We start from the raw sequence: 24,743 nt of genomic DNA on the forward strand, positions 1-24,743 counted from the left end.
CACGCCCTCACTGTTCGCTGACCGAAATGCTGCAACTCACTTGTTGCGCAAGACGATTCATGCAAAGTGTTTTGCTGCTGGAAACGGTCGGCGTAGTATCTGAGTCGGCACTGACTTCAAATCTCAGCACCTCTGCAGAGCCGCTAAATCCTGTGCTATTACCATAGGTGAGCGCACCGAAATGCAGCGACTTCCCTTGCTCCGCCGACACAGGACCCAGAGCAACCAAAGTACCGTCGGATACAATAAAGCTATTACTGGTGGACATCGACCCTTCATTAGGGGCAATACTAAAGTTTAATTTTAATTCATATGCCGATATTGGCTGAGTCGAAGTCAATTCGACTTTATATCCTTTGGTAGCAGGCGCATCTGATTGAGGCGGATCTGCCGGTGGTGGTTCAGATTGAGTTGGGGGAGTATTGGTAGTCGTTGCACTGGGAGAATCAACCCCACAGCCAGCCAGCGCAAACAACAGTGACGAGCAAAAAACCAGACCTAAGGTGTTTCGCGCGGCACCAGACGCGATTGAGGTTTTCATTGTTGCAGCCTTATGTACGTATGCAGACTGATACAGCAGTGTAATTTACCTTGCTATATCACCGTGTTCTTCGGGTGCTGTGCTCACTTTTACTGCATACTGTCCTACCTGCAAAAGCCCAATAATCAAAGTGACCCTTCGTCAGCACATAGAAGTACACCCGCAAGTATAGACGAACAACAAAGGTACAAAGCGCAAACGCAAAAAAGCCGCAACCAGTGCGAATCCGGCTGCGGCTTAACTGTACTCAGATGAGTACAGGCTTGGGTGTAAACTGGTGCATACGCCTGTTTATCAGGCCGCCTGTTCAGCCCCCGGTTGCTGCCTGATCAGATAGTCAAATGCACCCAGGCTGGCTGTTGCCCCGCCGCCAATCGCAATTATAATTTGTTTATAGGGTTCAGTAGTCACGTCTCCGGCAGCAAATACGCCGGGTATACTGGTTGCGCCTTTGGCATCTATGGCTATTTCACCAAACGGCGTCAATGCGATGCCGCTGCCTTCGAGCCATTCCGTGTTGGGGATCAGGCCTATCTGTACAAAGATACCCGCAAGCGCAAGCTGGTGTTGCTGATTGCTTTGCCTGTCGATATAGGTCAGCCCCGTGACCTTGTTGCCATCGCCCACGACTTCGGTTGTTTGCGCGTTTGTAATCAAGGTCACATTACTCAGGCTGTGTGCCTTTTTAAGTAGTACATCATCGGCTTTCAGGGAATCGGCAAACTCCAGCACAGTAACGTGCTCAACCAGGTTCGCCAGGTCAATGGCCGCTTCAATTCCCGAGTTGCCACTGCCAATGACCGCAACGGATTTCCCTTTAAACAAGGGACCATCGCAATGAGGACAATAAGCAACGCCGCGTCCCTTGTACTCCTGTTCTCCGGGCACATTCATGGTGCGCCAGCGCGCGCCCGTTGCGATAACCAGAGATTTGGCTTTAAGGGTTGCGCCATTTTCCAGCGTCAGCTCTAGCTTGTCGCCCTGAGTCAAAGCGCTTGCGCGCTGGTTTTTCATCACGTCGACCTGATAGTCGTTAACGTGCTCTTCTAACTGGGCAACCAGCTTTGGCCCTTCGGTGGCTGAGACGGAAATAAAGTTCTCGATGCTCATAGTATCGGCAACCTGACCGCCAAAGCGCTCGGCCACAACGCCGGTATTAAGGCCTTTTCGCGCTGCATAAATGGCAGCCGCTGCGCCTGCCGGGCCACCGCCAACAACCAATACATCAAATTCAGATTTTTGCGCCAGTAACTCGGCCTGTTGCTCACTGAGCGTGCTGTCCAGCTTAGCAAGTACGTCACTCAAAGTGATTGCCCCCTGACTGAATAGCTCACCGTTAAGGTAAACACTGGGCACCGCTAACACGTTACGCTGCGCAACTTCATCCGGGAAAAGCGCGCCGTCTATCATAGTGGTTTTCACTTTGGGGTTGTGCGCAGCCATCAGATTAAGTGCCTGCACAACCTGCGGACACGTTTGACAGCTCAGTGAGATATAAATTTCAAAATTCAGTTCATCTTGCAGTGAGCGGATCACACCCAGTTCCTGCTCAGATACTTTGGCAGCGTGTCCCCCGCTGTGCAGCAACGCCAATACCAGGCTGGTAAACTCATGCCCCATAGGTACGCCAGCAAACTCTATGCGGGTATCTCGCTTGGATGAGTAAACCGTCATGCTGGGGGTGCGTTCACTATTGTGAGCCTGACCCAGAGTGATCAAGTCACTGAGCAACGCCAATTCCTCCGCCAGCGACGCTACCTCAGCTGATTTGGCACTGTCGTCCAACGCCAGGATCAGCTCAATGGGATCGGTCAGCGCCTCAAAGTGGGTTTGCAGCTGACTTTTAATTTGCTTATCTAACATTCTGTACATCCTCGAAATTTACGCCAATAAACCGATTGATTCGACCCTCAAATGGGCGAGCTTGCAGGGAAAGTGACGGTTCGGGCCATGCAGGCCCGAACACAGTGTCTTATTACAATTTACCGACTAAGTCTAAAGACGGCGCCAGCGTTTCTTCACCTGGCTGCCATGAAGCCGGACATACTTCGCCATCGTGTGAAGCAATATACTGAGCGGCCTGTACTTTACGGACTAATTCTTTTGCACTGCGGCCAATACCCAGGTCGTGGGTTTCAACCACTTTGATTTCACCTTCAGGGTTAATCACAAAAGTACCGCGCAGCGCCAGACCTTCTTCTTCAATCATCACACCGAAATTGCGAGTAATTTTACCTGTCGGGTCTCCAATCATTGGGAATTGAATTTTCTTGATGGTTTCAGAGGCATCGTGCCAGGCTTTGTGGGTAAAGTGCGTGTCTGTTGAAACAGAGTAAACCTCTACGTCCATATCTTGCAGCTGAGCATAATGGTCAGCCAGGTCGCCTAACTCGGTAGGACAGACAAAAGTAAAATCCGCTGGATAGAAGAAGACAATGGACCATTTGCCAAGCAGGTCTTGTTCACTGACATCAACAAATTCACCATGATGGAAAGCAGTGGCATTAAAAGGTTGTACCTTGGTGTTAATCAAAGAGGTAGTCATTTGTTTCTCTCTCAGTTTTCAGGTTAAAAAATGCGGGCCTAATGCTGTATCAGCCCGAGTGTCTCTGTGTGTTAACTAAGATAGAGGGGATTGGTTTTTTATTAAAACAGATTGTTTGAATTACTGTAATCCAAAAAATTGATGAAACTTTGGCAAAGTTTATGCGTATATCAGATATAATTAAAACATCAGTCAGAACAAACTTTTAAGAGACCTGAATGCACCCTTATCTTAACCATATCATGCTGGCCTACATCGGCTTTATTCCTTTTTTACTGTGTGTCGCTCTCACTCTAATGGTAGGCAGCTCTTCAGCCGTGATTGATGCGTTCAGCTACTATAGTCTGGGCGTTCTGGCATTTTTAACTGGCAGCCTGTGGCGTCCGGGGGAGCAGTCGCAGCAACGCGCCGTCGTTGCTATCCTGGTGATCATTCCATTTCCATTACTCGCTTTAGCCTCTCAGGTCATATTATTAACCTACTTATCTGTTGCTTACTGGCTGGTATTGATATTCGAGCGAAGCGCCACCAGTTGGAAAGAAACCCACCAGGACTATCAGAAAATGCGTTTTACCCTGACTTCCGTTGTCTTCGTAAGTCACTTATTCATGATTGCGCAAGCGGTGGAACTGGCAGGGTGAAAACAGGAAACCACGACCTTTGTAAAACCTGCTATAACTAAGGGAATTACTGAGGGTTCGGTATGCGACAAAAACTATTACTTGCTCTGATCTGGTTGGCAACGACTATTACCATCTTCATACTTTATGGCACCCATGAATCCTTCGGCGCCACAGTAGAAGAGCTGATCTGGTTTGCCATTGCATTGACCGTACTGGTGTTTAGTCTGCCACACCTCAAACACCAGCTCATATTGTACGCCTGGATAATTTATTGTTTTGGACTGTTGCTGGATCTCTTTGATGACTTGATGACCATTGAGCTTTTTCCCGTCAATACCTTTGATACGTCATTAAAACATCTGGGTTTTATGCTTGTTTGTTATGGCCTGCACACCATTATTCAGCAAAAACGTGACACCATTACTGCGCTCAACCATGAAATTGCGCAGCGCCACAAACTGGAGCAAAAACTTAAATTTGACGCTACACATGATGAGCTGACCGGGCTGGGAAACCGCCGTGCATGCTTTGAGCAGTTTGAGCATTTGTGTACTGCCAGTGCGTATCTCTATTACTTCGATCTCGATAATTTTAAACAGGCCAATGATCACTATGGTCACCATATTGGCGATAAAATACTGCAAAAAGTGGCACAAGCCATGATCCGACAATTTAGCGCTGATGCTTGCTTTCGTATTGGGGGTGATGAGTTTGTGGCTTTCACCCCGGATACCCGTTTACAGGAAGAGGATCTGCGGGCAGTTTTGATGGAGGAGGTCTTTGAATATGGGGTTGGGGTCAGTATTGGCCGGACTGAGGCCGATCCCACTTTGGATCCGGATGTGCTGCTGCATCAGGCCGATCTGGGCATGTATGAAAATAAAGCTAACAAGAGTATCCGAACATCTGTCAGATAGCATTGTTTAATGTCATCGTATCGTGCGTACTTGCTGATCTTTTAGCTAGGTTAAAATCAGTTCTTTTTACTTATTTTTTATGTAGATCATTGTTTATTTACATAAATCTAGCACTTTAGTGGCTTCGCTGTTATGCTGCTGACAGTTTTGATAGTCGAGGAAACCCCAGTGTTAAAGAATCTTTTTGCTAATGCCAGCCAACAATCGGAAATTCAGCAGTTAAAAGCCGAACTGGCCGCTCAACGACAGGCTTATGAGCAACTAGAAGCAGAAAAGCACGCGATGCAAAGCGAGCTGGTGGAAGCACAACAGCAGCTAAACGACAACACGGACAATCAGCTACTACAATGTGCCCTGTCCGGGCTGGGTCAAATTCACGAAGTACGTGATGCGGTACTGCGCAGCCTGCACCAGATAGAAGAAGAAAGCAGCTCCATTTCTCAGGTCAGTGCATCGTTCGAAACCTCCGAATCCTCGCTGGAAAAGATCCTCTCAGGGATGTCCAGCCTGTCGACCAATATGGCCAGTATGACCGACAATATCTCGGGCCTTTCTCACATGGCTGACAACATCAATACCTTCGTCACTACAATTTCAAAAATCTCTGATCAGACTAACCTGTTGGCACTGAACGCAGCCATTGAAGCGGCCCGTGCTGGTGAAGCAGGCCGGGGCTTTAGTGTGGTTGCTGATGAAGTGCGCGCCTTGGCGAATAATACCAACGAGTCGGCAAACGAAGTGTCAGATCTGGTCAAAAAGATCATAGACACCACCCAGCTTACTGTCGATGGGGTGAATGTGATCCAAAACTCCAACAACGACCTGTCCTCAAGCATTGCTCACCTTAATGACGAATACGGTAATATTGTCAGCTGTTGCGGCTCGATGAAAAAAACCATCGTCTCGGCTTCACTACAAACTTTTGTACAGACTGCCAAGCTCGATCATGTGGTTTGGAAAGGTGAAGTGTACGGCGTTATTGCTGGCAACAGTAATAAGCGGATCACTGAATTTGCCGACCACACAAGCTGTCGTTTGGGTAAATGGCTCAGTGGCGAAGCAAGCAAAATCATGAACAAGTCAGGCATTATCAATCGCATCGATGGTCCACACAAAGAAGTCCATCGCGCAGGTGTCGAAGCTATGACGCTATTTGTTGCGGGTGAAAAGCAAAAAGCCATCGGCGAGCTTAATCGCATGGAACAAGCCAGCCGCGATGTGCTCAGGTTGCTGGATGAAGTAACGCACTAACCCTGCTCAGGGCGGCTCTGTTTGGCGTCGCCCGGTTTATCCCCTCTTGTGCATCTGTTATCATCGCGCCTTTGTTATTTTCCTGAGCAGTAATGATATGCTGATAGAGCCTGACTGGCGCGTATTAACCGTTGGCGATGGTGATCTGAGCTTTTCCTTATCACTGAGCAAGCAGTTAAAACCAGGCCATTTGTGTGCCAGTATCTACGACGATGAAGCAACGCTGAGAGGCAAATATAAGCTTCACGCGTTAGATGAGTTACGTGCGCTGAATGTGCCGGTACTGACAGAGTTTGATGTAAACAATCAGCGCTGCTGGGCGGCCCTGCCCGGTCGCCAATTTGATGTTGTGATCTTCCAGTTCCCTTTGATCCCTGCGTTTACCAGCAAACAGGCATTTGATGCGCAGACGCTGTCGACCAACACGCTCAATCGGCGATTATTACGCAACTTTGTTGATTTTAGCCATCAGTTTGCACTGGACCCTAGCGGCCCAATGCTGGCGCTTGTCACCTCGAAAGATGTGAAGCCCTATTGTGAATGGAATCTGGAAGGGTCCCTGTGTGACGGCCTGGACTACCGGTATCTGGGCCAGTCTGATTTTAACATTGACACGTTTGACGGCTATCGGATCCGCAATGTCGACAGAGATAAACATGTGAAAGACACCAGTGGTATTACCTACTACTGGTCAGCAAAACCGCATGCATCTGTGCGTCAGTTACTTTACCGTCCCCCCTATTTAACACACAACCATTGCACCATGTGTCGTGCAGGCCCATTTCTGAGCGAGCAGGACAAGCAGGCACATCGGGGATCAAAAAAGCATGCTATGATGCTAAGGCATGAAAACGACTGGCTCGACTACCTTAAAAAAAACTAGACACAGCAACTTTGCTGACGCGCAGGACGGTCTCCCATCTGAGCCAGTCTGGCCAGCTCCATCGCAATACAGTCGGGTTCGCCAAGCAAGGTTCGCTGCAATACCTGCTGCATCCAGCCGGGCAACTGCGCATTTAATGCGTAATACACCCACTGGCTTTGCTTGCGCACCGTAAGTATGCCCGCTTTTCTCAGCTGTGCCAGATGCCTGGAGACTTTGGGCTGGCTGGGTTCGTCCAGCGCAACCATTAACTCACACACACAAAGCTCCTGCTCTTGTAAAATTAGCAGTAAGGTTTTCAGCCTCAGCTCATCACTCATGGCTTTGTAGAACGCCATGGGTGTAATGGGGTCGGCTTGCTCGAACTCAGCTAAGAGTACACGTACTTTGCAGTTTAATTCGTACAAAGCCTTGCGATACGGGTTAAAAAGATCAAACACTTGCTCTAATTCAATGTGCCACATGTGTGTACTGGCGGTTTTTTCAGCAGTGCCAGGGTTGCCGATATGGATGCGCATATCGCAGTGATGTTCACTTAACTCAATGTGACGGCGGTCTATGCCGTGAGCCAGGCCAAACTCTGAAAGCGCCTGCACGGCCTGACGACTTATTTGATGATTGGCATTCACAGTATGACACACCTGGATGTTCGGATTGTGATGATTAAGTAATGAAACAACCAACCAAACCAGGTCTGGGTTTTCACCTGTCACATAGATACTTTTCACTGCATAGCTCTCCTATATACGAATTAGATTATATAATGAAAATAGGGCACAGTTAATATCCAGATACAGAAATACGGCCAATTAGAACGTTAAATAACCCGGTCATTTGAAAGGAAATTAATACATAATGATAATAAAATTTAAATGAAATTCGCTAATTTTACCGAAATATCGAAAATTACGGAATAATGTATACAAAACTATTGAGCAGTATCAGATTGATAAGTAGACTGGCGGCCTCATTTATGGCGAGACTTCTCGATGCATGTTTTAAACAAAAGCTTTGTGTATGCCATCGCATGCCTGTTACTGGCAATGGTCACCATTCAGTCTGGCGCCTCGATTGCCAAACAGCTATTCCCTCATGTTGGCCCTGAGGGCACAACTGCTTACCGTCTGGGGTTTTCAGCTCTGATCTTATGCCTGGTGTTTCGACCCTGGCGACATTTACCCAAAAACTGGCGCCCGGTGATGTTGTACGGCCTCAGCCTGGGTATTATGAATCTGACTTTCTATTATGCGATAGAGCGGATCCCGCTCGGTATCGGCGTGGCACTGGAGTTTACGGGACCTCTCGCGGTGGCGTTATTTTCGTCCCGACGTAAACGAGATTACCTGTGGGTGGCTCTGGCCCTGGCCGGCATATTGTTACTGCTACCGCAAATGGGCGAAGTAGATGGCCTGGATCCCATTGGCGTATTGCTCGCACTGACCGCCGGTGCCTGTTGGGCTGGATATATCCTGTTTGGCAAAAAAAGTGGTGGTCATGGCTCTGGCGGCGCAACGGTCGCGATTGGTATGAGTGTTGCGGCTGTTGCCGTTGTCCCGGTAGGCGTTGTATCGCAGGGCGCCGCATTACTTGACTGGTCGTTAATCCCTTTAGGTATCGCCATTGGTTTATTGTCCAGTGCACTGCCCTACAGCCTTGAGATGGTGGCGTTAAAAAAAATGCCTGCTCAGGGCTTTAGCATTATGATGAGTATGGAGCCCGCCATCGCAGCGCTGGCCGGTTTGATGATCTTAGGTGAGTTACTGAGCGCCTGGCAGTGGCTGGCGATCTTTATGGTGATCGCCGCATCACTGGGTAGTTCAATGTCTGCAAAGGAATAATCCATGGAATAATCCGTGGAATAATCCGTGGAATAATCCATGAATTATTCCATTTACATCGGCCAGGGTGTGGCAGGCTTTGGCACCAATTCAAACCGTAACGCCTCTGGTATCTGGCTAATCTCTTCGATCAGGGGCAATGGTTCGAAGTGGCGATGCAACCAGATCTGCTGCTCCCACAACATATGCAGTACATCCTGACGATTAGTATACTGGTGTTCACTTTCGGGCAGTAGCACCAGGCGCGCCCGCTTACCTAAATCATTTAACGCGCTGAACAGGCGCTCACTTTGCACCGTGAAACTGCCTGGCTGACGATCCTGATAACCATGAATTAGCAACAAGGACGCAGAAATACTATCTGCAGAAGCCAGCGATGAGCTCGTCAGATAAGCTTGCGGTTCTTGCCACAAAGTCCCAATACTCTGCTCAAACATAAACGGCGCCAGCGTAAAGTTATAAGTGCCACTGCGTGCAATACCAGTCACAAACAAATCCGAATTCGCTAACAAGTCAACCACCACCGTGGCGCCAGCACCGTGACCGCCAATGGCCACTTTACTGACATCCGCAATACCCTGTTGTGCAAGTACTGCCACAGCGCCTTTGGCGATGGAAAGCCACCGCGCCCTGAGCTGTGCAGGGGTGCCCTGCTCACCTGGCAAAGTAAAGCCATCTACTTCAAATACGGCATAGCCCTGTGCCAGATGTGGCAAGGGACCAAGATGATCCAGCGGCACAAAGTAATGAGGAGAACGGACTGCCTGCGAGCTCTGTTCGGGTGATTTCACCCACATCAGCACAGGTATTCGGCCTAGACTGGGGTCATAATTAACCGGCAGATACAGCGCACCTGACATTTGTGTGCCATTACCACTATCAAAGCTCAGCACTTCACGCGACAACCCCCGCAAAGCCGGATATGGATGCCTGAAATGCGTGATCTGCTCGACTGAACTGAATGTCCGGTCGTGCACAAAGTAATTCGGCTGCTCCTGTTTAGACTGCCTGAGCGTAATAAAGCGCATGCCCTCATCGTCCAGCAGTGCAACAAACTGTTCAAAATACGGCGCTTGAGATTGCCATATTCGGGTGCGGGTGTTGGTTCTGGCGTCAAACCGGTCCAGAAACGGCAGTTCCTCTCCCTGCACCTGCTCTGTACCGCGAATAAACAAGTAGCGGCTGCCCACCACTTTTACAACCTGTGCACCGAGATCATTGCGTGATGTCAGCCACTGCTCAGAGTTTGCGTCCGATACTTTATACCGGGTTACTTCCAGAGGATTGCGTTGCGACGCCAGTGGATTGATCACCGAGGTGCGCCAGAAGCGTTCGTTCTCTGCCGTGGTCAGCAAGGCGATGTTTGAATCACCCCACTGCATCCCGACAAAAGGTTCCTGCAAGGCCATAAATAACCGGGGCTCTCGTTTAAAGGGCGATGCAATATGGTACAAACCATAGTCGCGCTCACTATCACCTGCCTGTACCCAGACCACAGTGGCGCCCTTGTCTGCTCGCCACTGAAAGTGACTGCGCATTGGTGCAGCGCTGGGCTGTGAGATGGCAGCCAGTACGTTTTGTTCTTCCGTTTGAGGCGCAGGCAATACAGGCTGCACCACAGGCCGGTACAGCTCATACAAGGCAAATCCTGTCATGCCCCAGACCTGCCAGACACTGGGATGCTCTGCCAGTGTACGCTGGGCTGTTTGTGACTGCTGCGGTGCTTCGAGCATGGCCATTGCTACCAACAGGTTAGTGGCGTCCGGTGAGGGCGAAAAATAATGGAAATAAGCCGGCCCGCCAATGGCCGTTGGCCGCCCCTGCAACGGCACTTTGATCAACTGCCCCTGCGCATAATGAGCAAAGGCTTGCGTTGAAAGTGATTCAGCAGTTTTACTCACCAGGCTCAGAGACCCATGTGATTGCGCCACCACCGGCCCAATCACATGCGACTGTTGCAATGGCTGTTGCTGCTCTCCGGTATGATTGACGGCACTGTTAATCACCAGCGCAGAGCTGTCGGGCAGCCAATGGTAAGGCACTTCACTGGTAACACCGTTGAGCGGAAAACGCGACACGGCGCGCAACTCACGCTGCTTGATGTCGTACACCCATAAGCGGCCATCCTGCTCGTTAAGCAGAATAAAAGCCAAATAGCGGCCATCGGCACTCCAGCGCGGTGCAAGTACTTTGCCCGGGGGCAGGTTGTTCACTGCAACTTCAGCGCCGGTTGCCACATGCTTAAAGCTCAGGCCCGAGTAGGTTGTCAGACCCAGGCGCATAAAGGTGATAGGATTAAAGTGTAAATCGCCGTAACGCACACCCTGCTCGCTCGCCTGCTCTGTCTTTTCTTGCTTGGTCAGCAAGGCCATCCAGACATGCTGCTCATTGAGCAACACTTCGGGCATAGGCGCTACGCCAACCAGTTGGGCAATTTCTTCTCTGGGCACCTGATAACCACCTGATGCCACCGCAGCATGTCCCCACATACAACAAGCTAAAAAAAACAGCAAAGCCGGGCTTTTATTCACCACTTTTCTACCCTTGAATTCGTATCTTAACCTCTCATGATATAACGAAATTCCTCAAATGTGCACTAGTTTCATAGCAATCTGTATAATTTAGGCAGTTAATCATGAACCAAGTAAATGCCGTCGATAACACGGCTGGAAATTTAATATTCTTTTGTTCTAAATGAAAATTTTCTAACAAAGTGAGCGGCGAATTTAATCCCTCAGGTTGGTTATGTATTAATGTTGATTGGTATTAAGGTGCATCCGGGCGCAAAGTTACGGTAAACTAAACGTTCATCAACCGATTGATCAGCTATTCAGGCCATTATGAACAACAATAAAAAGCCAGACAAAGTGACCATATTCGATGTCGCCAGAGAAGCGCAGGTGTCTAAATCGACCGTCTCTTTGGTACTCACCCATTCAGACAAAGTCAGCGATAAAAGCCGGGAAAAGGTCCTCGCCGCCATCGACAAACTGGGATATGTTTACAACCGCGATGCCGCTGCACTGCGCAGTAAACGTTCCAACCTGGTCGCTTTGGTGATCAATGACCTGACCAACCCCTATTCCGCACAACTGGCGGTGGGCCTTGAGAAACATATTTATGCGTTAGGTCTGGTACCGATGCTGGTGAATACCAGTGAGGACCTGACACGCCAGCAGCAAGTCGTCAACACTCTGAAAGAATATAATGTCAGCGCCTTTGTGATGGTGCCGGCACCGGGCACAACTATGGAATGGGTCAATCAGTTGGTCGACTCAGGCTTTCCGGTTATTAACATCATGCGGGAAATCCCCTACAGCAACGCCCCCTGTATTCTGCCCGACAACCAAAAAGGCACCCATCTGGCAACGCTGCATTTGCTCGACCAGGGGCTAGAGCGGCTTGCTTTTTTGGGGGGAACACCTGATATCTCGGATTACCACGAACGTCTGGCAGGCTTTCGCAGCGCACTGACACTGCGCCAGATGACTCAGCCTATGCCCGAAATTACTAATCAAACTAATCGCCAGGGAGGCCGTGAGGCATTTAATACACTATACGCTCAGGCCCCGGATACTCAGGCCGTAGTCTGCTTTAGTGACGTCATCGCATATGGCGCAATGGAGGCTATGCGGGAGCATGGACTGGTACCGGGCAAAGACATCAAAGTAGTCGGCTTCGATGACCTGGCCGATTCCAGGTTAATGAAACCGGCTTTGTCTTCTGTGCGTATCGACGCCGATGACATTGGCAAACGCACCTGTCAGGCACTGGCAGAAATTATGAATAAATCGCAACCTGCGGTACGCACCCTGGTGGATGTATCGCTGCAACTCAGAGAATCTTCCATTTAAATGACACAAGTTTTAGTAATTGGTTATGTCTGGCCGGAGCCGAATTCCTCGGCCGCCGGCAGTCATATGATGTCCTTACTGCGCTTTTTCCGCGCTCAGAACTGGCAGGTTGAATTTGCCAGCCCTGCCCAGCAAACCGAGCATATGGCCGATTTAAGCCAGGAGCAGATCACCTGCACGCCGATCACGCTTAATTGCAGTAGCTTTGACGACTATATCACTCAGCTCAGGCCAAATATCGTGATGTTTGACCGCTTTATGATGGAAGAGCAGTTTGGCTGGCGGGTCGATAAGTTTGCGCCCGATGCACTCAAGATCCTCGATACAGAAGATTTGCAATGCCTGCGTAATGCTCGTCATGACGCGCACAAAGCGCAGCAAGCTTTTGCATTAGATAACTTACTGGACAGTGACTTAGCCAAACGCGAAATCGCCGCCATTTTACGCTGCGACCTGTCGCTGATTATTTCTGATTATGAACATCAGTTACTGACGTCTCAGTTTGGCGTGTCCGAAGACTTACTCCATCACCTGCCATTTATGGTCGACCTGGACGCAATCAGCCACGATGTCCCTGACTATCACGCCCGGCAGCACTTTATGACCATAGGTAATTTTCGCCATGCCCCTAACTGGGATGCCGTACTTTATCTGCAACAGATCTGGCCGATGATCCGCAAGCAGCTGCCGGACGCACAGCTGCATATTTATGGCTCTTACCCGCCACCCAAAGCGACCGCTCTGCATAATCCCAAAACAGGCTTCTTAATCAAAGGCTGGGCAAAAGATGCACTGAACGTGATGGCACAAAGTAGAGTGTGTCTGGCGCCGCTGCGCTTTGGTGCCGGGATTAAAGGCAAGCTGCTCGAAGCCATGATCACGCAAACCCCGTGTGTAACCACGCAGATCGGTGCCGAAGGCATGCATGGCGAATTACCCTGGCACGGCGCAATAAGCGACTGTGCTGAAGCATTTGCTGCCGAGGCGATCGACTTGTACCAGAATGAAGCACGCTATCACCAGGCCCAGCAATACGGACGGGCTTTGCTCCAGGCAAGGTATAACAAGCGCACTCTGGAGGTTCAGTTAAAACAAAAGATTAGCGAGATACTGACTAATTTAACTGCGCACAGGCGAGCCAATTTCACCGGCAGCATGTTGCGACACCACACACTTCGTAGTACCCAATATATGTCACAGTGGATTGAAGCAAAAAATGCAAATAAAATGCGTTGAATTTGCGTGAAAAGCGGTTAGAATTCGCGGCAATTTAGGTTATTGCCTAAACTGAGTGTGGAGGCGAAACAAGCTGTTAGCTTCCATACTGCAAAGTTGCTGTCGATTTTTACTTATAATTAGGTTACACGCCGTTGAATTCAGCCACCTTTACACAAAAACGCAAGTTTATTGTTAAATTAGGCAAAATGCTTCATCAATACGGAACCCCGGCTTATCGCCTGGAAGCCCATCTGATGGAAGTTGCCACCCACCTGGGCCTTAAGTCGTCCTTTGTTATGTCTCCAACGTCGGTCACTTTTGTGATCTGGACAGAAGGACATGAGGATGAATACACCCATGTTGCCCGCGTAGAGCCCGGCGATCACAATCTGGGATCGCTTGCCGATACCGATGATGTGGTGAATCGCATGCTGGCAGGCGAACTCAGCATAGAGCAGGCGGATCAAAACCTGGATGCCATCACCCAGGCCAAAGACCCGTATGGCCGATTACTAACGGGTATCGCGTTTGCGGTGTCGGGTGGCGCGTTTGCCATGTTGATGGGAACCAGCTGGAATGATGTGCTGTGGTCTGCGGTGTTGTCTATCCTGGTCTTTATCTTTGTGCTGTGGTCCACGCGCTCAAAGCGGGTCACCCATATGCTGGAGCCGGTAGTGGCCATCGTTTCTGCGCTGGCAGCCTGTGCGATTTCGTCGTACCTTGATCCTATGGTCAATATTCGCCTGGTGGTGTTGTCGGCCATCATTGTTTTTATACCGGGGCTGGCATTAGCACTGGGGTTTGCAGAGCTGTCTGCACGCCATCTGGTGTCGGGCACCGCGCGGGTTATGGATGCCATTATGTTGCTGTTTAAGCTGTATTTTGGTGCTTTTTTGGGGATCAGTATTGGCTTTTTCCTGTTTGGACAGAGCGATTATGTGCAACCCGATCCGCTTCCCAAATGGACAGCCTGGATGGCAATTTTGCTGCTGTGTAGCAGCCTGATTGTGATTTTCCGCACTAAGCTCAAGCACGCCAGCTGGTCGATTGCATCAGGCTTTATCGCCTACGCCGCCAGTATCGGTTCAGCGGTCTATCTGGATTATTCACTGGGCACCTTTGTCGGCGCATTTGCCGTGGGCGTGTTTAGTAATGTGTTTAACCGTACTGTTAACGCGCCCGCTTCGATTGTCGCCATGCAGGGGTTGATTGTGCTGGTACCCGGGTCAAAAACCTATATCGGTCTGAATTCACTGATTGAAGGTCAGAGCTTTGTTGCTGCCGATCACATTGGCCAGCAAACCTTTTTGATCTTTATGTCTTTAATCGCCGGCCTTATCTTTGCCAATGTGGCGCTGCCACCGAAGAAAAGTCTGTGATCTTGCCTGTCTCCTGGTTTTGCCAGGAGACATTCGTGCCGTTAACTGCAAACATCATCTTTTCAACTTTCCCAATATAAGCTTCTATGATCTGCTGATAACCGTCACCTCGCTTAAATTGCGCTAACGCACGATTAAATCTGTCCCTGAGTGATTTTTCTTTAAACGCCACACTCGCTGGCACCGGGGGGATCAGATAATGATGCCGGAACAGCGTCAGTGGTCGTCGTTTGTCTTTAAGCCGGTAAAAGTAATAGAAAATATACTGGTCAAGCACCGCATAATCATAGCGTGACTTGACCAGCATTTGCGGGATCACGGACATGTCGGGAGACTCTCTATAAACAGCCTGCTCAGACATTTTTCTGAACGCCTCCCCAAAGTATCCGGGCGCGCCCTGAAAAGTGATCACTGAATGGTTCGCCAGTTCGTCAATCGACCGAGGCGTCAGATTCCTGTTAGCCAGTGAAAACACCATAGGTTTATAAGTGACAATCGGATCACTGATATAAAAGTTTTTGCTGTCCTGCGTAGAAAAAATCGGGGCCATAAGATCATACTGGCCCGTGCGCACCAACTTTTCAGCACGCCCCAGCGCAACAAACTCCAGACGTACGGTGTACCCAAGCTGTGCCAGTACGACTTTGGTAATGTCCAGATCTATGCCACTGTGTTCTGGGTGGTTAATTGTATGGGGTGGCCCTTCACTGCTGACCAGTTCAAGTGTCTGATTTAATGAGGAAAAACAGACATGTGTGCTCACCAATAAAAGCACAGCAAGCGCATTGCTTATCCGCTTAAAAACTCGCGCTTGAGTACTCTGAGCACCTGACATGATTACACGTACTTCCCCGAACCGCTGACACACTCTTATCCTAAGTGTAGAAATTATCGACAGGAGGTAAAGTGTTGAGGGTATGGAAGTACAGTTCAGGCAGACCAACACAAAGCAAACAGGCTAAACCCAGCGACGAGTTGTACTCAGGAAGTCGCGATAGGCCTGTCCGTAAGTTTTAAGTAAAAAGCGTTCCTCAGGTTTGATCTGAAAGCGGGTCATATAACCAATAAAACTCAGGGCAACCAGCGCGCCAGCAGGGGATGCCAGATACCAGTTTTGTGCAACCAGTAAGCAAAGAAACCCGACATACATTGGGTTGCGGGTAAAGCGATAGATACCACCAGTCACCAGTGTCGATGCTTTATTTACATGCACCGGATCAACGCTGGTATTATGACTACGAAACGCCAAAACCCCCGCCATGGCCACGGCAACACCCAGCGCACTCAGCGCCACCGCACCGCCAACTTTGAGAACCCCGTCCACAGTAACATATCCGGTTATCCGCACCAGTCCCCAGCTCACTAACATATGAAGCAATAACACGACCAATGGTGGAACCCTAGTCTCCAAAAGGTGCGTCTGTGACTCTGACATCATAACTCCTTAACAATAAAATATGTCACTTAGTTGATATGTCGCAATTATTTATCCCATAAAGCAGACGGTTAATCGCAAACACTGGTTTTCAGCCAATGCTGAAGTAAAATATCGCCTACTCAGCACTGCAGCTTGCGGTCTAGTCTATAAGAAAACGTAATCCCAGAGAACATTTATGAAACTAATTAAAACCTCGCTCGCGCTTGCCATTGGTCTTGCCAGTGCCAGCACCTTTGCCGCATCGGCAACAGACACAATCACAGTTGAAGATATTCCAACTATTCAACGCGTTATTCAAACCGCAGTGAGCCCGGATGGCGAGTCGGTTGCATTTCGTCGCTCCGTACCCCGTGAGCTGTATGTAGACAGCAACGGTAAAAACTACAGCGAACTGTATGTTGTTGATGATGAGGGCAATGAAGTACCTTTCATCACAGGTAAGATCAACGTCGGTAAGATTGAATGGTCAGCAGATGGCAAATTCATTTACTTCACAGCCAAGAAAAAAGAAGACAAACTCACGTCACTTTACCGTATCGCAGTCGATGGTGGTGAAGCACAAAAAGTACTGTCGCTGAAAGGCACCTCTATCAGCAAGTATCGCCTGAGCCCGAACGGTAAGCAGGTGGCTATCCTGGCTATGCCTGCCAAAGATGCAAGCGAAAAAGAGCTTAAAAAGCTTGGCTTTATGGCTGAAGTATATGAGCTGGGCCTGAAAAACAAGCAGCTACATTTGGTCGACCTGGCACAGACCAACAAACCTCTGACGCCTGCCGTGGTGCCTGTTGAAGGTTATGTGAGCGACATCAACTGGTCTGATGATGCCAGCAAGTTATTGGTAAAAACCCAGCCAACAGCGCTGATTGATGATCAGTATATGAAGTCTCAGTGGCATGTGATGGATGTGGCAACGCAGAAAATCACCACCTCGTTTAAAACCGAAGGTAAACTGGGTGAAGCCGAATTCTCACACGATGGTAAATACATTGCCATTTTAGGTGCCGAAGACAAACACGACCCGGCTAAGGGCCGTTTGTATCTGGCCAATGCCAAAACCGGTAAAGTAGAAGAGTGGATCCCGAACTTTATGGGTCACTTCAAAGACTTTGAGTGGTCAAACCGTAAAAACGTACTGAACTTTATTGCCGATGTAGGCGTTGAGACTTTCATTGGTCAAGTTAAAGTAGGCTCAAGCAAATACAAAAAGCTGGTTAAAGAAGGCAAGTTTATTGCGCACAGCCTGTCAGTTTCTGATTCTGACAAGACCATTGGCGTGCGTGCAGAAAGCCCGAAACACCCAAGCGAAGTGTTTATGGTGCGCTCTAAAAAGCCAACCCGCTTAACCGATTCAAACCCCTGGTTGAACGACAAGCGCCTGGCGAAACAAGAAGCGATTAGATTCAAAGCCCGTGACGGCGTTGAGATTGGTGGTGTACTTATCTACCCACTGGATTATCAGGAAGGCAAACGTTACCCTCTGATCATGGCGGTACACGGTGGTCCTGAAAGCCATGACCGAAACGGCTGGCTGACCAGCTACTCAGATCCGGGTCAAATGGGTGCAGCACGTGGCTATGCGGTATTCTACCCGAACTACCGTGGTTCAACGGGCAAAGGCGTTGACTACTCTAAACTGGGTCAGGGCGACTATGCCGGCAAAGAGTTTGACGATCTGGTCGACATGAAAGAATACCTGGTTAATATGGGCCTGGTTGACACCAAGCGCGTTGGTATCACAGGTGGCTCTTACGGTGGTTACGCGTCTGCCTGGGGCGCAACTAAACTAACCGAGCACTTTGCAGCCAGTGTGATGTTTGTAGGTGTGACCAACCAGCTGTCTAAGTTTGGTACTACTGATATCTCGAACGAAATGTTCCTGGTTCATGCTCGCTCTTACCCGTGGCAGAAGTGGCAGTGGTACCTTGAGCGCAGCCCGATTTACTGGGCTGGCCAGTCGAAAACCCCACTGTTGATCATGCATGGTAAAGACGACCCGCGCGTTCACCCGGCTCAGTCTATGGAATTGTACCGCTACATGAAGGTACAAGACAAAGACGTACGTCTGGTTTACTACCCGGGTGAAGGCCATGGTAACCGCAAAGTTGCTGCTCAGTATGACTACAGCCTGCGCTTAATGCGCTGGATGGACAACTACCTGATCCACGGCAACAAAGACATGCCAGCGTATGAAATTGACCATGCTGCCAAATTGGAAGCGGTAAAAGAGCAGAATAAGTAAACTGCTGTTGTTATGGTTTAAAAAGACAAAAGGCTTGCCAGACTGGCAAGCCTTTTTCTATGCAAAACAACACAACCCTAACTACTCTGCGATAATGTAAATCCCTCATAAAAGGGTCAAGCAACGCTGGGGGTCAGTGCATTTCTGTGATCAATTAAGCCCGGATTTCGGTCAGAGCAACACATTTACATGTGGACTGGACCAAACATCAGGAATGGCAAAACGGGTAAAAGAAACGAGGATACTGTAACTACATTCCTGTTTTGCCAATAGATTAAGTATCAGTCCAGATACACCTTTCATTGTGTTAGGGTTTGCTGAACTTGGTGACCAGCAAACCCACTTGGCGTTACATTATAAAGCCGGGAGTTGGCTTAGAAGCGATACTTCACGCCAACAGTTGCCGTTGTGCCAAGGCCTTTAATATTGTAGCCACCGTACGTATAGGCTTGCGCGCGAGCCGGGTAGTAGTCTGAGTTAAATAAGTTCTCAATACCAACAAACGCTTGCCAGCTTTGGCCGAATTGATATTGACCACTAAAGTTAACCACGTTATAGCTGTCAATTGGACCCTGATCTCCAACATAGTTACCTTTATCATTCCGCTCAAAACGTTTACGGTCGCCCACATGTAACCAGCTTAACGTCATTGATAACGCGTCAACTGGCTGCCAGTTTAGGTTTGCAGTAAGCTTTGGTGGACTAATTTGCCTTGAGCCAAGATACGTATCCGCTTCGGTATCTTTACCCTCTACATAGCTATATGTCGTAATGAGTTTTAGCGTGTCGTTGATCTTGTAATCGACAAGCGCCTCATAACCCCATATTTTTTGTGGTGCTCGAACAGGCTCATACACTCCGGTTACTTCATTGAATTTATTCGTTGTACCAAACTCAGACGTACTTCTATATGCCGCGAATTCAAATCGTAACGCCTCAAATTGAGAGTTAAAACCGATTTCGTAGTTATCAACAATCGACGCTTCTGTTTGAATTTGACCAATATCTTCTACCGTTGCACTGCGCAGCAGACGGCCAATATCCGAGATATCAGACCCCTGCGAATAACTGGCAAATGGGCTGAACTTTTCATTCGCGTTATATTTAATACCCACATTGTAAGTTGTGGCGTCATAGTCAATGGTGTCACCTTTCACGTTGAGGGGAACAGAGCACTGATCCACTGAACGGCAAAGTTTTAGGGTTTGGTAATCAGCTACCGCAAGATCAATACTTTCTTGCCTCACTCCTGCTTTTAACACTAGGTCATCGGCAACAATCCACTTGGTCTGTAGGTAACCTGCGATGCTTTCCATGTCCATCTCTGGCACCCAAATACGACCATCGACGAGTGGCTGTGAGGTCACATCATTCAACGCATCGATACCATAAATGAAGGTAGCCTGGATATTGTCAAAATCAATTAAGGTATTAAATGTCGCGCGTGCGCCCTTTTTTTCAGAGCGAATGACAGATTGTCCGCCACTGTACCCTTCATCCGGGTTTGCTAAGCTTGGTGAGAAGAAAAACACGTTCTCAATGTCTTGCATATATGCATCAAGCGTCATTTGTGTATTAGCAAAGATCGCAAAATCGGTATATTTGACTGTAATATTTTCGTTGCCTTCAGGGCCTTGTGGCTTACCTTGTTTTTGCTGAGCTGGTGGCACGTGAATAGCGTAAGATTTTTCACCTAAATTAATGTTGCCAAACACATCACCCAGATCAGTTTTTTGCTGTGAGCTGTAGAAGTTGTAGCTAAATTGCAGTTGCTTGTCTTCATCAAAGTCATAGCCAAGCTTAGTGAAGTAGTTTTCTGTCACGGTATCCGACAGGCCATACTGTAAACCCAGAATATCACCTTGGGCATCACGCTGAACACCGTTTTCTTCATAGCTTGCCGTGACTAAATAACTAAACTGATCAACGCGGCCATTAATCGCCCCCGCAATTCGAGCCCCCGCACTCTCAGCAAGCTTTACTGCGCTAAAGCGGCTGGACAGGCTAATTTCACCTTCTGGTTTACCGTCGCTATTGGCCTGCTTGGTAATGTAGTTAATGATCCCGCCTGAAGCACCATTACCATAAATTGAGGTTGCCCCTTTGATCACTTCTATACGCGCGATGGCGCTTGGATCGAGTGTTTTTACACCCAAAGAACCATTTCGCAGTGGTGTAGACTGAGGTACACCGTCAATCATCACAAGTGGCGCACGTCCACGCAACGATTGCCCTGTATTGCTTGAACTACCCGTATCCGGAGCAAGACCAGGAACGATTTGAGATAACAAACTTTGTAGTTCTGGATTTACTTTTAAATGATCTTCAATTTGCTTTTGATTAATTATCGTAATAGAGGCAGGCACTTCATCAATGCTTTCAAAAACACGGCTGCCCGAGACCACGATATGCTCCATATCTGCAGCTTGAAGATCTTGAACATTGGTATCGTCTGCAATGGCTGCTGCGCTAACAGCCAACGCTACCATACTGAGAGTAGTTTTTAACATGGTTATCCTTGCTGGATTTAGAATAATAATGATGTAAAAGCGGCAATATGGTATTGCCAAATCACAGCAAAAACAAGGCCAGTGATAACTATTTGCATTTTCATTTGCTTATAAAGATTTTGCACTGCGCCATTTTTTGCAATTATATATACATAACAGTAACTTAGAGGAATGTTGGTTACTTCTTCTCACGATGACGCTGTAGCCAAAATGTCTCACGGTGCCGTCGGCTGCAATCAGGCAATAACCAACTACTGTGAACATTTCAAGAAAGGCGGCGTGCTGATCTGACACAATGTGATCGTCTGCTGGCTTAGTTCCTCTTAGTAATACCCTTCTTTTTTCAGGCAACATTCCGTTGGCTTGGTCAATTAAGTGGCTTTATTGAGCCTGTTTATGCGAATGTCTATGTCTGATAGCTACGAATCACTCCATTAGTGTCGAGCAACGGGGCATTTTCTTTCAGTGTGAGGGAATGGCGCGAAAACTTTGTGCTGTTTGTGTGATTTATAGGGCGCTTGTTAATTCGGGTGTCAGCTGTTTATCCTGCTGCTCTTTGCTGGCGAAGATTTAGTACGTGGAAAATATGTTTGGGACAATTTTGACGAAGAATACAGGGTAGAGCTTATCTTTGGTTAATGGTAGTTAACGAGGTATGCTCTCACCCTGGTGCTTATTTAGGGTAAGGTGTTAGTTTGCGTACCGGGTGGTATAGAAGTCAAAATTACCATTGTTATACAAGACATAACCACCTTCGAGGCGATATAACTCTAAAAATTGAGGCATCATTTCATAGGGTAAATATACCCATAACTGTTTTGCATTATCTAAATTAGGTTTTAAGTCTGTACCACCGGGAACGAATAACATTATGATTTGGTTGACTTCACTATTATCTTCAGGAATTATACCTATAGACCCCAGTACTTTTTCGTCTGTTATCTTTCCGTTCCAAATGTTATTAAATCCAACACCATTATTTCTGTAGCTACAACCATTTTTTAAATCAGACATGACTCATCCTTTAATAAAATCTTTGGTTATTCATAAGGCCAATATGACTATCTAAGTATTTAAATTGTGCCGTTGAAGTTTCACTGAGCACATTTCAAATGATATGGTAATAACCAGGGAAAACTATTACACTTTATTACACCTAGATTTCCCTGATTTCAGATAATAAGTGCAATAACTTTTAGGTGTTTCAATGCCAAATTCAAGCAAAAAACTCCGGGTCTGATTCAGGCATGCGGTACGCGCCTTAATTAACCTTTCTCTCATCCGGTGCAGTAGTAATACGGCTTGCTGTGCTTCTGATTTCACAGGCACAAAGCGAATGTAAGGCCGCTGACTGGCCCGTTTGAAGACGTTTATTCATTTGGCATCAGGTAAATATGTAAAAAATTGTTTTACTTTTCGCAGTACATGCCTATAATTCGAGCGAATTTTAAAATGGTGACATGGAGTCAACACAATGAAAATGAAGTTATCCGGAAAGATCCTCCCTCTGATTGCACTCACAACGCTTGCAGGCTGTATGAGCACAGGCCCACATCTTAAAAGCTCTGTCTCTGAAGGCGTTGCTGGCATCGAAGCACGGTTGCCTTATGCCAATTACAGCAACTACTTTGGTTATGTAGATAAATCAGTTGTGCCAGAAGGTAAGTATAAAGGCAAAGATACCTACTATCTGTATGTCTGGGTGCCTGCAGCGGTCGATGAAATTGGCGTTTCTATGATCTCACCTGCTGTTGCAACACCTGGTGACAAAGACTTTGTTCACGCAAACTTTAAACCAGGCATGGACAAGGATGCCAATAAGTTTTTCGACACTTATATCGTGCTGGACCGCATGAACATCATCGACAGCAACAGCATTGCAGATGGCGGCAAAGTTCTACAAAACCTTGGCCGTAATGACGACAGCAGTGAGCTACCGGCAAATCCAAGCGGCGCAAGCTACAACTCTTTGCTGCGTAAAACTACGTCAATGAACAATCCGACCGAAGCTTTGGTTCGTGGCGTTTATCGCATTGGATTTACCTCGTTCCGCTCTTCTGTTGAAGGCTCATTTGAAGCAACTATTGGCACCAACGTCCCGGGCGTTAAAATCGCCGCTTCGCTGTCTGAGCTGGATGCTTTGGTAAACAATAAGCTGTAATCCAGATCTACCCCAATCCAATTAAGTCATGCCAGCCGCTGATTAGTTCTATCAGGGCTGGCATGTTTGTTTAGCCAGTCTTGTTGTATAACTTCTACAATCAGGCCTGACACTTACTCAAACCGAACCAGCCGTCGACATGACGTAAGACAGCCGAGCAGCTTCCCTGTTTGACCAGTGAACTTGCGGCAGCCCGGTTGCCGTTTGCACGGGAACGGCCTGCACTCAAGCTTTCGACACCATAATTTTCCGCAACGTTTTGTGTACTCACAAAACTGTCAGTACTGCGCTCAAGTTTGCCACTTAACATCACCCCTAACGCTGCAACTATGGCTGTCCCAATCAAGATCTTTTTCATCTTTCCTCCTGTTTAATTGTATTTTTACCAAAGAAAAAAGCCCGAGAGCTCGGTTGCGCCCGATTGCTCTGTGACAACCCGAACAACACAGACTCCTCACTGTCAGGCAGATATAAAGTGCCGAACATCCAGTCCCAGATGGCCAGATTACTGCCATAGTTTTTGTTTCGATGCGCTGGCTTGCAGCTATGATGTACCTGATGCATTGCCGGACTAACGATAAGGTAGCTAAGCCAACGAGGAAATCGCAGAAAAATATGTGAATGAACCAAAGTACCACCCAGCAGTAACACGCCAAAGGTAAATAGATTGGTTCCCAGGATCAACATTTCGGATGCTTGTTGTCCCAGCGAATAGCTGCACAGGCCTGCGATCAGCATGCTGGCAAAATATGTGACAGGTAAACGTAATATCGCCTCAAGTGGATGAGCTCGAAAATTGGTAAAAGGCGTCAAATTAGTCGCACTGTGATGGCGGTTGTGAATGCGCCACAAGTATGGATGCTGATGCAGAACTCTGTGATACCAGTAGTTGAAAAAGTCGAACACCACAAACGCAATGATAGTGGTCACTGCCACCGACGTCTGTGCTGGCAGATCTGATTCACTGGGGCCAGCAATCGACTCCAGCCAATTGGAGACAAACAAACTGTCTTTTACTGCCCCTCCACTCAGATACCTGTCTATCAGTAACGCAGCACTTGCCAGACAAAAAGAATTGATGATCAGAGAAAGGTAATCAATACGGCTGGACTTGCTCCACCAGATGCGGGTTGAAAGAAACGCACCTTTCAGGGTTTTCCAGTTAACGCGTTTACTTTGCTTGCGTTTTTTATAATGTAAGAACACAACCGCAATAAGCAAATTGGTTGCAATAAAGACACTCTCATTAGAAAGAATTTCGGCTACGGGGTAAATAACCAGCAGCTCAATAACCCGAACAAGCTCAAATATCAGCTCTGCTGCGTATTGCATTTTTATTATTTTTT

At 47.9% G+C, this 24,743-nt stretch carries 21 protein-coding genes and 1 pseudogene; 10 read left to right on the forward strand and 12 right to left on the reverse strand.

The genetic code is table 11. The features are described from left to right. Positions 1–7: 7 nt before the first annotated feature. From MHN33_RS04295 to ahpC, 3 genes are all read right to left on the reverse strand, one after another. The gene (locus tag MHN33_RS04295; protein ID WP_239396104.1) at positions 8–541 is read right to left on the reverse strand and encodes a hypothetical protein; all 534 of its coding nucleotides are present in this window, start codon (positions 539–541) and stop codon (positions 8–10) included. Positions 542–835: 294 nt separating this feature from the next. After that, on the reverse strand, positions 836–2,404 hold the full coding sequence (gene ahpF, locus MHN33_RS04300; protein ID WP_239396105.1) for an alkyl hydroperoxide reductase subunit F: 1,569 nt from the start codon (positions 2,402–2,404) through the stop codon (positions 836–838). Positions 2,405–2,516: 112 nt separating this feature from the next. Then, positions 2,517–3,086 carry an alkyl hydroperoxide reductase subunit C gene (ahpC, locus tag MHN33_RS04305; RefSeq protein WP_239396112.1) on the reverse strand — a complete coding sequence of 190 codons (570 nt, stop codon included), beginning with the start codon at positions 3,084–3,086 and terminating at the stop codon, positions 2,517–2,519. A gap of 218 nt (positions 3,087–3,304) precedes the next feature. Between ahpC and MHN33_RS04310 the strand changes: the two genes are divergently transcribed. From MHN33_RS04310 to MHN33_RS04330, 4 genes are all read left to right on the forward strand, one after another. Then, on the forward strand, positions 3,305–3,727 hold the full coding sequence (locus tag MHN33_RS04310; protein WP_239396114.1) for a DUF3429 family protein: 423 nt from the start codon (positions 3,305–3,307) through the stop codon (positions 3,725–3,727). Positions 3,728–3,789: 62 nt separating this feature from the next. Further along, complete coding sequence (locus MHN33_RS04315; RefSeq protein WP_239396116.1) at positions 3,790–4,626, forward strand: GGDEF domain-containing protein; 837 nt, start codon at positions 3,790–3,792, stop codon at positions 4,624–4,626. A 168-nt stretch (positions 4,627–4,794) separates the two neighbouring features. Then, the gene (locus MHN33_RS23820; protein WP_343224809.1) at positions 4,795–5,877 is read left to right on the forward strand and encodes a methyl-accepting chemotaxis protein; all 1,083 of its coding nucleotides are present in this window, start codon (positions 4,795–4,797) and stop codon (positions 5,875–5,877) included. A 97-nt stretch (positions 5,878–5,974) separates the two neighbouring features. Further along, positions 5,975–6,760 (forward strand): class I SAM-dependent methyltransferase, encoded by a 786-nt coding sequence (locus tag MHN33_RS04330; RefSeq protein ID WP_239396118.1) that lies wholly within the window; start codon positions 5,975–5,977, stop codon positions 6,758–6,760. Here MHN33_RS04330 and MHN33_RS24005 read toward each other — a convergent pair. Further along, on the reverse strand, positions 6,757–7,488 hold the full coding sequence (locus MHN33_RS24005; RefSeq protein WP_239396128.1) for a metalloregulator ArsR/SmtB family transcription factor: 732 nt from the start codon (positions 7,486–7,488) through the stop codon (positions 6,757–6,759). The two genes, MHN33_RS04330 and MHN33_RS24005, sit on opposite strands and share 4 nt — an antisense overlap. A 261-nt stretch (positions 7,489–7,749) precedes the next feature. Here MHN33_RS24005 and MHN33_RS04340 point away from each other — a divergent pair, with 261 nt between their 5' ends. Further along, positions 7,750–8,598 carry a DMT family transporter gene (locus MHN33_RS04340; RefSeq protein WP_239396130.1) on the forward strand — a complete coding sequence of 283 codons (849 nt, stop codon included), beginning with the start codon at positions 7,750–7,752 and terminating at the stop codon, positions 8,596–8,598. Positions 8,599–8,651: 53 nt separating this feature from the next. Here the strand turns inward: MHN33_RS04340 and MHN33_RS24010 are convergent, their stop codons facing one another. Continuing rightward, positions 8,652–11,132, reverse strand: coding sequence for a prolyl oligopeptidase family serine peptidase (locus tag MHN33_RS24010; RefSeq protein WP_239396132.1), 2,481 nt, complete (start codon positions 11,130–11,132; stop codon positions 8,652–8,654). A 306-nt stretch (positions 11,133–11,438) separates the two neighbouring features. On the opposite strand from MHN33_RS24010, the gene MHN33_RS04350 reads away from it, so the two are divergent. From MHN33_RS04350 to MHN33_RS04360, 3 genes are all read left to right on the forward strand, one after another. After that, the gene (locus MHN33_RS04350; RefSeq protein ID WP_239396134.1) at positions 11,439–12,452 is read left to right on the forward strand and encodes a LacI family DNA-binding transcriptional regulator; all 1,014 of its coding nucleotides are present in this window, start codon (positions 11,439–11,441) and stop codon (positions 12,450–12,452) included. After that, positions 12,453–13,688: a glycosyltransferase gene (locus tag MHN33_RS04355; protein WP_239396136.1), complete on the forward strand. Its 1,236-nt coding sequence runs from the start codon at positions 12,453–12,455 to the stop codon at positions 13,686–13,688. Between the two features lie 134 nt (positions 13,689–13,822). Then, entirely contained in the window at positions 13,823–15,049 is a 1,227-nt protein-coding gene (locus tag MHN33_RS04360) for a threonine/serine exporter family protein (RefSeq protein ID WP_125717829.1), read from the forward strand. On the opposite strand, the gene MHN33_RS04365 is transcribed toward MHN33_RS04360, so the two are convergent. Both MHN33_RS04365 and MHN33_RS04370 read right to left on the reverse strand, forming a co-directional pair. Then, a complete protein-coding gene (locus tag MHN33_RS04365; protein WP_239396138.1) occupies positions 15,006–15,884 on the reverse strand; it encodes an ABC transporter substrate-binding protein in 879 nt (292 codons plus the stop codon). The two genes, MHN33_RS04360 and MHN33_RS04365, sit on opposite strands and share 44 nt — an antisense overlap. 123 nt (positions 15,885–16,007) lie before the next feature. Beyond that, the gene (locus MHN33_RS04370; protein WP_239396140.1) at positions 16,008–16,487 is read right to left on the reverse strand and encodes an isoprenylcysteine carboxylmethyltransferase family protein; all 480 of its coding nucleotides are present in this window, start codon (positions 16,485–16,487) and stop codon (positions 16,008–16,010) included. 175 nt (positions 16,488–16,662) lie between these two features. Between MHN33_RS04370 and MHN33_RS04375 the strand changes: the two genes are divergently transcribed. After that, positions 16,663–18,726: a S9 family peptidase gene (locus tag MHN33_RS04375; RefSeq protein WP_239396151.1), complete on the forward strand. Its 2,064-nt coding sequence runs from the start codon at positions 16,663–16,665 to the stop codon at positions 18,724–18,726. Between the two features lie 374 nt (positions 18,727–19,100). Here the strand turns inward: MHN33_RS04375 and MHN33_RS04380 are convergent, their stop codons facing one another. From MHN33_RS04380 to MHN33_RS04390, 3 genes and pseudogenes are all read right to left on the reverse strand, one after another. Next, a complete protein-coding gene (locus tag MHN33_RS04380; RefSeq protein WP_239396153.1) occupies positions 19,101–21,236 on the reverse strand; it encodes a TonB-dependent receptor in 2,136 nt (711 codons plus the stop codon). A gap of 690 nt (positions 21,237–21,926) precedes the next feature. After that, positions 21,927–22,250, reverse strand: a complete 324-nt coding sequence (locus tag MHN33_RS04385) for a hypothetical protein (RefSeq protein WP_239396155.1) — start codon at positions 22,248–22,250, stop codon at positions 21,927–21,929. Between the two features lie 192 nt (positions 22,251–22,442). Beyond that, positions 22,443–22,592: pseudogene (locus MHN33_RS04390) on the reverse strand (IS110 family transposase); the annotation flags it as partial. Between the two features lie 118 nt (positions 22,593–22,710). Here MHN33_RS04390 and MHN33_RS04395 point away from each other — a divergent pair. Then, entirely contained in the window at positions 22,711–23,397 is a 687-nt protein-coding gene (locus tag MHN33_RS04395; protein WP_046004635.1) for a LipL32 family surface lipoprotein, read from the forward strand. Between the two features lie 100 nt (positions 23,398–23,497). Here MHN33_RS04395 and MHN33_RS04400 read toward each other — a convergent pair whose 3' ends face one another. Together MHN33_RS04400 and MHN33_RS04405 are read right to left on the reverse strand one after the other, a co-directional pair. Then, positions 23,498–23,755, reverse strand: a complete 258-nt coding sequence (locus MHN33_RS04400; protein WP_239396157.1) for a hypothetical protein — start codon at positions 23,753–23,755, stop codon at positions 23,498–23,500. Further along, positions 23,752–24,729, reverse strand: coding sequence for a sterol desaturase family protein (locus MHN33_RS04405; protein WP_239396159.1), 978 nt, complete (start codon positions 24,727–24,729; stop codon positions 23,752–23,754). Before MHN33_RS04405 ends, MHN33_RS04400 begins: the two co-directional genes overlap by 4 nt. Positions 24,730–24,743: the final 14 nt, after the last annotated feature.

Origin of the sequence: Pseudoalteromonas sp. OOF1S-7, from assembly GCF_022347765.1 — a bacterium.
GTDB lineage: Bacteria > Pseudomonadota > Gammaproteobacteria > Enterobacterales > Alteromonadaceae > Pseudoalteromonas.